The 12330-nt window shown below is 70.8% G+C and carries 7 protein-coding genes; 4 read left to right on the plus strand and 3 right to left on the minus strand.

What is annotated here, in order from left to right:
* The first annotated feature begins 363 nt into the window (after positions 1 to 363).
* Together gltB and ACIQHQ_RS05145 are read left to right on the plus strand one after the other, a co-directional pair.
* On the plus strand, positions 364 to 4968 hold the full coding sequence (gene gltB / locus ACIQHQ_RS05140; protein ID WP_402610625.1) for a glutamate synthase large subunit: 4605 nt from the start codon (positions 364 to 366) through the stop codon (positions 4966 to 4968).
* A complete protein-coding gene (locus ACIQHQ_RS05145) occupies positions 4961 to 6424 on the plus strand; it encodes a glutamate synthase subunit beta (protein WP_402610194.1) in 1464 nt (487 codons plus the stop codon). The genes gltB and ACIQHQ_RS05145 overlap by 8 nt, the downstream gene beginning before the upstream one ends.
* A gap of 163 nt (positions 6425 to 6587) precedes the next feature.
* Here the strand turns inward: ACIQHQ_RS05145 and ACIQHQ_RS05150 are convergent, their stop codons facing one another.
* Complete coding sequence (locus ACIQHQ_RS05150; RefSeq protein WP_402610196.1) at positions 6588 to 7493, minus strand: chitosanase; 906 nt, start codon at positions 7491 to 7493, stop codon at positions 6588 to 6590.
* Between the two features lie 207 nt (positions 7494 to 7700).
* Here ACIQHQ_RS05150 and ACIQHQ_RS05155 point away from each other — a divergent pair, with 207 nt between their 5' ends.
* A complete protein-coding gene (locus ACIQHQ_RS05155; protein WP_402610198.1) occupies positions 7701 to 8435 on the plus strand; it encodes a vWA domain-containing protein in 735 nt (244 codons plus the stop codon).
* Positions 8436 to 8534: 99 nt separating this feature from the next.
* Entirely contained in the window at positions 8535 to 10190 is a 1656-nt protein-coding gene (locus ACIQHQ_RS05160) for a cytochrome bc complex cytochrome b subunit (RefSeq protein WP_402610199.1), read from the plus strand.
* Here the strand turns inward: ACIQHQ_RS05160 and ACIQHQ_RS05165 are convergent.
* Together ACIQHQ_RS05165 and ACIQHQ_RS05170 are read right to left on the minus strand one after the other, a co-directional pair.
* Complete coding sequence (locus ACIQHQ_RS05165) at positions 10165 to 11124, minus strand: acyl-CoA dehydrogenase family protein (RefSeq protein WP_402610201.1); 960 nt, start codon at positions 11122 to 11124, stop codon at positions 10165 to 10167. The two genes, ACIQHQ_RS05160 and ACIQHQ_RS05165, sit on opposite strands and share 26 nt — an antisense overlap.
* 31 nt (positions 11125 to 11155) lie before the next feature.
* On the minus strand, positions 11156 to 12295 hold the full coding sequence (locus ACIQHQ_RS05170; protein WP_402610203.1) for an acyl-CoA dehydrogenase family protein: 1140 nt from the start codon (positions 12293 to 12295) through the stop codon (positions 11156 to 11158).
* Positions 12296 to 12330: the final 35 nt, after the last annotated feature.

A 12330-nucleotide genomic window follows, 5' to 3' on the forward strand; every position in this document is an offset into this window, starting at 1 on the left:
AGGGGCCGCATAAGTAGCCGTTACTCATGGGTTTCGGATGTGTGGCCACCGGGCATGAGCCGTAAGCGCTGCGGGCAACGACGCTCGCCGCGCGCCCCCAGCGGGCGGGTGAAGACGCCTGCCCCGCTCCCCGGGCCGACGGAAACCGATCTGACCCGGTCGTTCCGTGCGGCCCCTCCATGGCTTCCACTGCTGGTTCGGTACCCCCGCCGCGAACCCCGCAGTGTCCGCATGCTGGAACGGATTATCCCGCTTCCCGAGAACCGCTCCATCATGTAACCTGCACGAAATTTTGCGATCACGCGAGGGCCAACGTCGTCCCTCGGCACTTGCATATGCCAGATGACGACGACGGGAGAGCCGATGCGTACGCCGCGCCAGCCGTCCCAGCACTCCGCGAATGGCCAGAACTGGTCCTTCATGGATGCTCGCCCTGCTGCGCAGGGTATGTACGACCCCCGCAACGAGCACGACGCCTGTGGCGTCGGCTTCGTCGCCACCCTTACCGGCGAGGCGTCCCACACCCTGGTCGAGCAGGCCCTGACCGTCCTGCGCAACCTCGAACACCGCGGCGCCACCGGCTCGGAGCCCGACTCCGGAGACGGCGCCGGCATCCTGTCGCAGGTCCCGGACGCCTTCTTCCGCGACGTGGCCGGATTCGAACTGCCCGAGGCCGGTGCCTACGCCGTCGGTATCGCCTTCCTGCCGGAGGACTCCACCGCCGACGCCGTCTCGCAGATCGAGACAATCGCCTCCGACGAGAACCTCACCGTCCTCGGCTGGCGCGAGGTGCCGGTCGCACCCCAGCTGCTGGGTGCCACCGCCCGGTCGACCATGCCGGTCTTCCGCCAGATCTTCGTCAGCGACGCCGCCGCTTCGCCCGCCACGGGCATCGACCTCGACCGCAGGGCCTTCGTGCTGCGCAAGCGGGCCGAGCGCGAGGCCGGCGTGTACTTCCCGTCGCTGTCCGCGCGAACCATCGTCTACAAGGGCATGCTGACCACCGGCCAGCTCGAGCCCTTCTTCCCGGACCTGTCCGACCGCCGCTTCGCCTCCGCGATCGCGCTCGTGCACTCCCGCTTCTCGACGAACACCTTCCCGTCGTGGCCGCTGGCCCACCCGTACCGCTTCGTCGCGCACAACGGTGAGATCAACACCGTCAAGGGCAACCGCAACTGGATGGTCGCCCGCGAGTCGCAGCTCGTCTCGGACCTGTTCGGGTCCGACAAGGCCATCGAGCGGATCTTCCCGGTCTGCACGCCGGACGCCTCCGACTCCGCCTCCTTCGACGAGGTCCTCGAACTCCTGCACCTGGGCGGCCGTTCCCTGCCGCACTCCGTGCTGATGATGATCCCGGAGGCGTGGGAGAACCACGACTCCATGGACCCGGCCCGGCGCGCCTTCTACCAGTTCCACTCCACGATGATGGAGCCCTGGGACGGCCCGGCCTGCGTCACCTTCACCGACGGCACCCAGGTCGGCGCGGTCCTCGACCGCAACGGCCTGCGCCCCGGCCGCTACTGGGTCACCGACGACGGCCTCGTCGTCCTCGGCTCCGAGGTCGGCGTCCTCGACATCGACCCGGCCAAGGTCGTCCGCAAGGGCCGCCTCCAGCCCGGCCGCATGTTCCTCGTGGACACCGCCGAGCACCGCATCATCGAGGACGACGAGATCAAGGCCGAGCTCGCCGCCGAGAACCCCTACGCGGAGTGGGTCGAGGCCGGCGAGATCGAGCTGTCCGACCTGCCCGAGCGCGAGCACATCGTGCACACGCACGCCTCGGTCACCCGCCGCCAGCAGACCTTCGGCTACACCGAGGAGGAGCTGCGCGTCATCCTCGCGCCGATGGCCAAGGCCGGCGCCGAGCCGATCGGCTCGATGGGCACCGACTCGCCGATCGCCGCGCTGTCGGACCGCCCGCGTCTGCTCTTCGACTACTTCACCCAGCTGTTCGCGCAGGTCACCAACCCGCCGCTGGACGCCATCCGCGAGGAACTGGTCACCTCCCTGCGCTCCTCGCTGGGCCCCCAGGGCAACCTGCTGGAGCCGTCGGCCGCGTCCTGCCGCAGCGTCCTGCTGCCCTTCCCGGTGATCGACAACGACGAGCTGGCCAAGCTCATCCACATCAACGCCGACGGCGACATGCCCGGCTTCAAGGCCGCGACCCTGTCCGGCCTGTACCGGGTGCACGGCGGCGGTGACGCGCTGGCCGCGCGCATCGACGAGATCTGCGCCGAGGCCGACGCCGCCATCGACAACGGCGCCCGCCTGATCGTCCTGTCGGACCGCCACTCCGACGCCGAGCACGCGCCGATCCCGTCGCTGCTGCTCACCGCGGCCGTCCACCACCACCTCATCCGCACCAAGCAGCGCACCCAGGTGGGCCTGCTGGTCGAGGCCGGTGACGTCCGCGAGGTCCACCACGTCGCCCTGCTCATCGGCTACGGCGCCGCGGCCGTCAACCCGTACCTGGCGATGGAGTCCGTCGAGGACCTGGTCCGCGCCGGCACCTTCCTGCCCGGCATCGAGCCCGAGCAGGCCATCCGCAACCTCATCTACGCCCTCGGCAAGGGCGTGCTGAAGGTCATGTCCAAGATGGGCATCTCGACCGTCGCCTCCTACCGCGGCGCCCAGGTCTTCGAGGCCGTGGGCCTCCACGAGACCTTCGTCGCGAAGTACTTCAACGGCACGGCCACCAAGATCGGCGGCGTCGGCATCGACGTCGTCGCCAAGGAGGTCGCCGCCCGCCACGCCAAGGCCTACCCGGCCTCCGGCATCGCCCCCGCCCACCGGGCGCTGGACATAGGCGGCGAGTACCAGTGGCGCCGCGAGGGCGAGCCGCACCTGTTCGACCCGGAGACGGTCTTCCGCCTCCAGCACTCCACGCGCTCCGGCCGCTACGACATCTTCAAGAAGTACACCGAGCGTGTGAACGAGCAGTCCGAGCGGCTGATGACGCTGCGCGGCCTGTTCGGCTTCAAGTCGGACCGGCAGCCGATCTCCATCGACGAGGTCGAGCCGGTCTCCGAGATCGTCAAGCGGTTCTCGACGGGCGCCATGTCGTACGGCTCCATCTCCCAGGAGGCGCACGAGACGCTCGCCATCGCCATGAACCAGCTGGGCGGCAAGTCCAACACCGGTGAGGGCGGCGAGGACCCGGAGCGCCTGTACGACCCGGCCCGTCGGTCGTCCATCAAGCAGGTCGCCTCCGGCCGCTTCGGTGTGACCTCGGAGTACCTGGTCAACTCCGACGACATCCAAATCAAGATGGCCCAGGGCGCCAAGCCCGGCGAGGGCGGCCAGCTGCCCGGCCACAAGGTCTACCCGTGGGTCGCCAAGACCCGTCACTCGACGCCGGGCGTCGGCCTCATCTCGCCGCCCCCGCACCACGACATCTACTCCATCGAGGACCTGGCCCAGCTGATCCACGACCTGAAGAACGCGAACCCGCAGGCGCGGATTCACGTGAAGCTGGTCTCCGAGGTCGGTGTCGGCACGGTCGCCGCGGGTGTCTCCAAGGCGCACGCGGACGTCGTGCTCATCTCCGGCCACGACGGCGGCACCGGCGCCTCGCCGCTCACCTCGCTCAAGCACGCCGGCGGTCCCTGGGAGCTCGGTCTCGCCGAGACCCAGCAGACGCTGCTGCTCAACGGCCTGCGCGACCGCATCGTCGTGCAGACCGACGGCCAGCTGAAGACCGGCCGTGACGTGGTCATCGCCGCGCTGCTCGGCGCCGAGGAGTTCGGTTTCGCGACCGCGCCGCTCGTCGTCTCCGGCTGCGTCATGATGCGCGTCTGCCACCTGGACACCTGCCCGGTCGGCATCGCCACGCAGAACCCGGTCCTGCGCGAGCGGTACGCCGGCAAGGCCGAGTACGTCGTGAACTTCTTCCAGTACATCGCCCAGGAGGTCCGCGAGATCCTCGCCGAGCTGGGCTTCCGCTCCATCGAGGAGGCCGTCGGCCACGCCGAGACCCTCGACGTCACGCGGGCCGTCGACCACTGGAAGGCGCAGGGCCTGGACCTGGCACCGCTGTTCCACGTGCCCGAGCTGCCCGAGGGCGCGGTGCGCCACCAGGTCATCGCGCAGGACCACGGCCTGGAGAAGGCGCTCGACAACCAGCTCATCAAGCTGGCCGCCGACGCCCTGGCCGCGTCCGGCGCCACCGAGGCCCAGCCGGTCCGCGCCCAGGTGCAGATCCGCAACATCAACCGCACGGTCGGCACCATGCTCGGCCACGAGGTGACGAAGAAGTTCGGTGGCGCGGGCCTGCCCGACGACACCATCGACATCACCTTCACCGGCTCCGCCGGCCAGTCCTTCGGCGCCTTCGTGCCGCGCGGTGTCACGCTGCGCCTGGAGGGCGACGCCAACGACTACGTCGGCAAGGGCCTGTCCGGCGGCCGGATCGTCGTCCGCCCCGACCGCGCGGCCGACCACCTCGCCGAGTACAGCGTCATCGCCGGCAACACCATCGGCTACGGCGCCACCGGCGGCGAGATGTTCCTGCGCGGCAAGGTCGGCGAGCGCTTCTGCGTCCGCAACTCCGGCGCGACGGTCGTCTCCGAGGGCGTGGGCGACCACGGCTGCGAGTACATGACCGGCGGTCACGCGGTGGTCCTCGGCGAGACGGGCCGCAACTTCGCGGCCGGCATGTCCGGCGGCATCGCCTACGTGATCGACCTGGACCGCGACAACGTCAACGTCGGCAACCTCGACGCCGTCCAGGCGCTGGACGACACCGACAAGCAGTGGCTGCACGACGTGGTCCGCCGCCACCAGGAGGAGACGGGCTCCACCGTCGCCGAGAAGCTGCTGGCCGAGTGGGACACGAACGTCGAGCGCTTCAGCAAGATCATCCCCAGCACGTACAAGGCAGTGCTCGCCGCCAAGGACGCCGCCGAGCGAGCCGGTCTCTCCGAGACCGAGACCCACGAGAAGATGATGGAGGCGGCGATCAATGGCTGACCCGAAGGGCTTCCTCAACCACGGGCGCGAGCTCGCCAAGTCCCGCCCCGTCGAAGAGCGCGTCAAGGACTGGAACGAGGTCTACGTCCCCGGCTCCCTGCTGCCGATCATCAGCAAGCAGGCCAGCCGCTGCATGGACTGCGGCATCCCGTTCTGCCACAACGGCTGTCCGCTCGGGAACCTCATCCCCGAGTGGAACGACTACGCCTACCGCGAGGACTGGGCGGCCGCGCAGGAGCGCCTGCACGCCACCAACAACTTCCCGGAGTTCACGGGCCGCCTGTGCCCCGCTCCGTGCGAGTCGGCGTGCGTGCTCGGCATCAACCAGCCGCCGGTCACCATCAAGAACGTCGAGGTCTCGATCATCGACAAGGCGTGGGAGACCGGGGACGTCGCCCCGCAGATCCCCGAGCGCCTGTCCGGCAAGACGGTCGCGGTCATCGGCTCGGGCCCGGCCGGTCTCGCCGCCGCCCAGCAGCTGACCCGCGCCGGCCACACCGTCGCCGTCTACGAGCGCGCGGACCGCATCGGAGGTCTCCTCCGCTACGGCATCCCCGAGTTCAAGATGGAGAAGCGGCACATCAACCGCCGCATCGAGCAGATGCGCGCGGAGGGCACCCGCTTCCGCACGGGCATCGAGATCGGCCGCGACCTGAAGGCCACGGACCTGAAGAAGCGCTACGACGCGGTCGTCCTGGCCGTCGGCGCCACCGCGGCCCGCGACCTGCCGGTGCCGGGCCGTGAGCTCAAGGGCGTCTACCAGGCCATGGAGTACCTGCCGCTGGCCAACAAGGTCCAGGAGGGCGACTTCGTGGCGCCGCCCATCACGGCCGAGGGCAAGCACGTCGTGGTCATCGGCGGCGGCGACACCGGCGCGGACTGCGTGGGCACGGCGCACCGCCAGGGCGCGGCCTCCGTCACGCAGCTGGAGATCATGCCCCGCCCGGGCGACGAGCGGCACCCGACCAACCAGCCGTGGCCGACCTTCCCCATGCTGTACAAGGTCACCTCGGCCCACGAGGAGGGCGGCGAGCGGGTCTACTCGGTCTCCACGACCCACTTCGAGGGCGACGAGGACGGCAACGTCCAGTGGCTGCACCTCACCGAGGTGGAGTTCATCGACGGCAAGCTGACCCCGAAGCCGGGCACGGAGCGCAAGATCCCCGCCCAGCTGGTCACCCTCGCCATGGGCTTCACCGGTACCGACCGCGAGAACGGCCTGGTCGAGCAGTTCGGCCTGGAGCTCGACGAGCGCGGCAACATCGCCCGCGACGCCGACTTCCAGACCAACGTGCCGGGCGTGTTCGTCGCCGGTGACGCCGGCCGCGGCCAGTCGCTCATCGTCTGGGCGATCGCGGAGGGCCGCTCGGCGGCACGCGGCGTGGACCGTGCCCTCACGGGCACGAGCGAGCTGCCGGCGCCGATCCGCCCGACGGACCGGGCGCTGATGGTCTGACAGCGGCCCAAGAGACGTCCCGTACAAAGGCGTACGGGCGGGAATCTGGGGGGATCCCCCCCCAGACCCCCCGAGACGGCGCCTGCCCCCTTGTCCCCGACCGGACGAACGGGCAGGCGCCGCCGTTTTCCCTGCCGGGCACGACACCCCGTACGGGTCCTGATCACGGCACCTTGTACGTGTCCCCGTAGACGGCCCACTCCAGCGGTGTCTCGAGACGCAGGTTGCCCTCGTTCAGGAAACGGCGCTGGGCGGTGTCGATGCGGCTGGTGTCCGCGGCCGGGCGCCCGGTGGCCATCGCGGTGCGGCGGATGTCGAGGAAGACGTCCAGGTACGCCTTCTCACTGCCGCCCTCGGCCGGTGTGTCCGCCACGCGCAGCGCGCGTTCGCGCAGGCCGTAGAAACCCTCGGGGCCGGCGTCGGGGCCGTGGAAGACCAGAGCGTCGAAGTACACGAACTGGCCGAGCGTGCCCAGGCCGTCCAGCTTGGCGAGGCGGACCGCCGGGCCGAAGGAGACACGGTCACGGTGCTCGTCCTGGGCCCGGCGGAAGGCCGGGAGTTTCGCCTCCGCCTTCCAGGCCGCGGTGAAGCCGGGGTCCAGGCCCTCGTGGGAGTCCGTGCCGTCGACCTCGCGCAGAGCCGGCAGGTAGCGGGCGAGGCCGTTGTCCGGGTGGGCTTCGGTGTAGCGCTCGACAAGGGCGAGCAGGTCGTGGGTGCCGGTGCAGAAGCCGGCGATCCCGGCGGTGTAGCCCCGCCCGTCCTCCAGGTCCTCGATGGAGCCGTAGAGGGCGCGCCAGTTCAGCGTCGACTGCTGGGCGCTCGCCACGATCCGCTGCGCCAGTTCCTTCTTCTTCGGGGCGGCCAGGCCCGCGGGCAGCCCGGCGATCACCTCGTCGTCCGCCGCACGCTCCTTCTCGGCCCGGTCCTTGGCCTCTTCCCGGGCCGCCTGGGCGGCAGACACGGAGGGTTTCGCCGTGGGCTCGGCGGAGTCCGCGGGTACGAGGAAGTAGGCCAATGCCGTGGCGGCCACGGGAACGGCGAAGAAGAACGCCACACCGGCACGCTTCACTGGGATCACCCTGCCTGTCAGCTCCGTCACTTTCTCCGCCGTCCCGGCCGCCTGGAGCACCAGCGGCCCGACTACGCCCCCGCCCGCACCGGCGCGCGGCGCCGGTTCAGGGGCGCGTAAGCGTACGCCGCCGTCACGGCGGGTCCACCGGCGGGTCGCCGAGGCATACTTTCGGCATCCCACGTCCGGTGATTCAGGGGGACACGCATGGCCGCGATCAGTCAGCGCACGTTCGAGGAGACCGCTCCCGCACTGGTCGACCTCTACAAGAGCGCCGGGGTGTCCCTCGCGAAGCACGGCCTGGACGGGCTGCGGGCCGCGGTCTACCTCGTGGTCGACTACTCGGGCTCGATGAAGCCGTACTACCGCGACGGCAGTGTGCAGGCGCTGGCCGACCGGGTGCTCGGGCTGTCGGCGCATCTGGACGACGACGGCAGCGTGCCGGTCATGTTCTTCTCCACCGACGTCGACGCCGTCACCGACATCGCGCTCGCCGATCACCGGGGAAGGATCGAGCGGATCGTCGCCGGGCTCGGGCACATGGGGAAGACCAGCTACCACCTGGCGATGGACGCCGTCATCGACCACTACCTTGACAGCGGGTCGGCCGAGCCCGCCCTCGTGGTGTTCCAGACCGACGGCGGGCCCATCAACAAGCTCGCCGCGGAGCGGTACCTCTGCAAGGCGGCCAGGCTGCCGCTGTTCTGGCAGTTCATCGGCTTCGGCGACCCGGGCGGCAAGCAATTCGACTTCCTGCGCAGGCTGGACGAGCTGGCCGTGCCGGGCAAGCGGATCGTCGACAACGCCGGGTTCTTCCACGCGGGGGCGGATCCGCGGAAGGTGGCGGACACCGAGCTGTACGACCGGCTGGTGGGCGAGTTCCCGAAGTGGCTGGTGGCGGCGCGGGCGCAGGGGATCGTGAGGGACTCCGGCAGCCGCTGAGCCCTGCTCGTCCCCTTGGCCCAACCGTCCCCACGCCCCGTTTGCACGGCCGCGACGCCGTGCCACGCTGGGAAGGATCCGACGGGGAGGCGACGACGTATGGGCGACGACGGCGCACGACGGGTGTACGGGACGGATTCCGCCCGCAGGGGATCTCCCGCAGGCAGGGGCGAGAAGCTCGCCGACTGGGCGGACGGGCGGCTCGGGCTGTTCGCCCTGGCCAGGGCGAACATGCGCAAGGTCTTCCCGGACCACTGGTCCTTCATGCTGGGCGAGGTCACCCTCTACAGCTTCGTCGTGCTGATCCTCACCGGCGTCTACCTCACCCTGTTCTTCGAGCCGAGCATGCAGGAGGTCGTCTACAACGGCTCCTACACGGAGCTCAACGGCGTGCTCATGAGCAGGGCGTTCGAGTCCACGCTGGACATCAGTTTCGATGTGCGCGGCGGGCTGCTGATCCGGCAGATCCACCACTGGGCGGCGCTGGTCTTCATCACCGGCATGCTGGTGCACATGATGCGGGTGTTCTTCACGGGCGCCTTCCGCAAGCCGCGCGAGCTGAACTGGCTCTTCGGCTGGACCCTGCTGATGCTCGGCATCATCACGGGACTGACCGGCTACTCCCTCCCCGACGACCTGCTGTCCGGCACCGGCATCCGCTTCGCCCAGGGCGCGATCCTGTCCATCCCGATCGTCGGGACGTACCTGTCGTTCTTCCTGTTCGGCGGGGAGTTCCCGGGCGAGGACATCATCTCGCGGCTGTACCCCGTCCACATCCTGCTGCTGCCCGGGATCATGCTGGGTCTGGTGACCGCCCATCTGATCCTGGTCTTCTACCACAAGCACACCCAGTTCCCGGGCCCCGGCCGCCAGGAGCGGTCGGTCGTCGGGATGCCCTTCCTGCCGGTCTACCTGGCCAAGGCGGGCGGCTTCTTCTTCCTCGTCTTCGGCGTGCTGACCGTGATGGGCGCGATCGCCCAGATCAACCCCGTGTGGGCCTTCGGCCCCTACCGGCCCGACCTGGTCACCACCGGCGCCCAGCCCGACTGGTACCTCGGCTTCTCCGAAGGCCTCATCCGGGTCATGCCGGGGTGGGAGATCAACCTCTGGGGGCACACCCTCGTCCTCGGCGTGTTCATCCCGTTCTCGCTCTTCCCGCTGATCCTGCTCGCCCTCGGCGTCTACCCCTTCATCGAGGCGTGGATCACAGGCGACAAACGAGAGCACCACATCCTGGACCGGCCGCGCAACGCGCCCGTACGCACCGGTCTCGGCGTGGCCTGGCTGACCCTGTACGCGGTGCTGCTGATCGGCGGTGGCAACGACATCGTCGCCACCCATCTGCATCTGTCCATCAACGCGATCACCTGGTTCGTGCGGATCGGCGTCTTCGTGCTGCCGGTGGCCGCCTTCGTCGTCACGAAGAAGATCTGCATGGGCCTACAGCGCCGCGACCGCGCCAAGGTGCTGCACGGGCGGGAGACCGGCACCGTCAAGCGGCTCCCGACCGGCGAGTACATCGAGGTCCACGAGCCCCTCACCCAGGCCGAAATGTTCACACTCACCCAGCACGAGCAGAACCCGCCCTTCGAGGCCGGGCGCGAGGTCGACGCGCGGGGCGTCCGCCGCCGGGTGAAGCGGTCCGAGCGGCTGCGCGCCCGGCTCGCGAAGGCCATGTTCGGGCCCGACGCGCGCATCGAGAAACCGACGGCGCAGGAGTACCGGGAGATCACCAGCGGCGATCACCGGCACTGACGACCAGGGCCCGGCACGTCTCGGGGTCGCCCCAGGCCGTGCGCAGGGCCCGGGCCTTGGTCAGCCACAGCCCCAGGCCGTACTCCTCGGTGTAGCCGATCGCCCCGTGCAGGTGAAGCGCGGTGCGGGCGGTGGCGTACGCCGCCTCGCACGCGGCCGCCTTGGCGGCGGCGACCTCGGCCGGACGCATGCTCAGCGCGGCGCCGAAGAGCAGGGGACGCGCGAATTCCAGGGCCGTCTTCGCGTCGGCCAGCCGGTGCTTGACGGCCTGGAACGAGCCGACGGGCACGCCGAACTGGGTGCGCTGCTTGACGTATCCGACGGTTCTGTCGAGGAGTGCGAGGCCCACGCCGAGGGCTTGGGCGGCGGTGGCGAGGCGGGCCCAGGTGAGGGCCTGCTGCACGGGCAGACCGAGGAGATCCCCGCCGGGGGTGAGGGGGGTGAGGCGGCGTGCCGGGTCGAGGGAGGGGTGGACGGGGCCGTGGCCGGGGGAGAGGCGGATGCCGTCAGGGGCGCAGGCGAGCCGCAGGGCCGCCGCGTCGCCGTCCAGGGCGTACGCGCCCTCGGGGGCCACCGTCGCCATCGTCTGGCCGGACGCGAGGGCCGGCAGCAGTCGCTCGGCGACACCCGGGTCGGCTCCCGTGAGGAGCACCGCCGCCGTGACCGTCTCGACCAGCGGGCCGGGTACCGCGTGGCGGCCCAGTTCGACGAACGCCACGGCCAGTTCGACGGGGCGCGGTCCCAGGCCCTCGTGTGCCTCCGGCACCGCCAGCGCGAACACGCCCGCCCGGGCCGCACGGGACCACAGCGCCCGCCCGCTCGCGTGGTCGCCCCGGCTCCAGTCCCGGATCACCGCCGGTGTGTCCGCCGCCGTGAGCAGGGCGTCCAGCGACGCCGCGAAGGCACGATGCTCGGGATCGAGGAGGAAGCGCATCACAGCCGCCCCTCCGGCGAAGCGCCCGGCATCAGCGGCGTCCCTTCGGCAGGCCGAGCAGGCGCTCGGCGATGATGTCGCGCTGGATCTCGTTCGTGCCCGCGTACAGGGGCCCGGCGAGGGCGAAGACGTACCGCTCAGCCCAGTCGGTGTCCGCTCTCTCGCCCTCGGGACCGAGCAGGTCGAGGGCCGTCTCGTGCAGCGCGATGTCCAGTTCGGACCAGAAGACCTTGTTGAGGCTCGACTCGGGGCCGACGGCCTCGCCCTCCAGGAAGCGGGAGGCGGCCGCGTACGTGAAGAGCTGGTAGGCGCGGGCACCGGTCAGGGCGTCGGCCACCCGGCCCCGCATCGACACCGGGCTGCCCTGCTCCCGCCACAGCTCCTCCAGCCGACGCGCGGCGGCCAGGAAGCGGCCGGGGGAGCGGAGCATCAGCCCGCGTTCGTTGCCGGCCGTCGCCATCGCGATGGGCCAGCCCTGGCCCGGGGCACCGATCACGTCCTCGTCGGGCACGAAGACCTCGTCGAGGAACAGCTCCGCGAAGGCGGGTTTGCCGTCGAGGCGGCCGATCGGGCGGACCGTGACACCGGGGGCGCGCAGGCCGAACATCAGGTACGTCAGGCCCTGGTGGCGCTTGGCGGTGTCCGGGTCGCTGCGGAACAGGCCGAAGGCGCGGTCGGCGAACGCGGCCCGCGAGGACCAGGTCTTCTGGCCGGTCAGCAGCCATCCGCCGGCCGTGCGCACGGCCTTCGCCCGCAGGGACGCCAGGTCCGACCCGGCCTCGGGCTCCGACCAGGCCTGCGCCCAGACCACCTCGCCGCGGGCCATCGGGGGCAGGACCCGGGCCCGCTGCTCCTCGGTGCCGTGGTCGAGGAGGGTCGGGGCGAGCAACTGGATGCCGTTCTGGCCGACGCGGCCCGGGGCGCCCGCCGCCCAGTACTCCTCCTCGAACAGCAGCCACCGCACCAGCCCCGCGTCCCGCCCGCCGTAGCGCGACGGCCAGTTGACGACCGACCAGCGGTCCGCGGCCAGCTCCGCCTCCCAGGCGCGGTGCGCGGCGAAGCCCTCCTCGGTCTCCAGGGAGGGCAGCGGAACGCGCGGGACGTGCGTGCGCAGCCACTCCCGCGCCTCGGCGCGGAACCGCTCGTCCGCCGGGGAGAACACCAGGTCCACGACCGCTCCCTCCTTCCCTAACAAGTGTTTGGTAG

Source organism: Streptomyces sp. NPDC092370 (genome assembly GCF_044755265.1).
Classification (GTDB): domain Bacteria; phylum Actinomycetota; class Actinomycetes; order Streptomycetales; family Streptomycetaceae; genus Streptomyces.

Excerpts from the sequence above, each read along its gene's own strand:
- gltB (WP_402610625.1), top strand. The coding sequence starts at position 364 with ATGCGTACGCCGCGCCAGCCGTCCCAGCACTCCGCGAATGGCCAGAAC.
- ACIQHQ_RS05145 (WP_402610194.1), top strand. The coding sequence starts at position 4,961 with ATGGCTGACCCGAAGGGCTTCCTCAACCACGGGCGCGAGCTCGCCAAG.
- ACIQHQ_RS05155 (WP_402610198.1), top strand. The coding sequence starts at position 7,701 with ATGGCCGCGATCAGTCAGCGCACGTTCGAGGAGACCGCTCCCGCACTG.
- ACIQHQ_RS05160 (WP_402610199.1), top strand. The coding sequence starts at position 8,535 with ATGGGCGACGACGGCGCACGACGGGTGTACGGGACGGATTCCGCCCGC.
- ACIQHQ_RS05165 (WP_402610201.1), bottom strand. The coding sequence starts at position 11,124 with ATGCGCTTCCTCCTCGATCCCGAGCATCGTGCCTTCGCGGCGTCGCTG.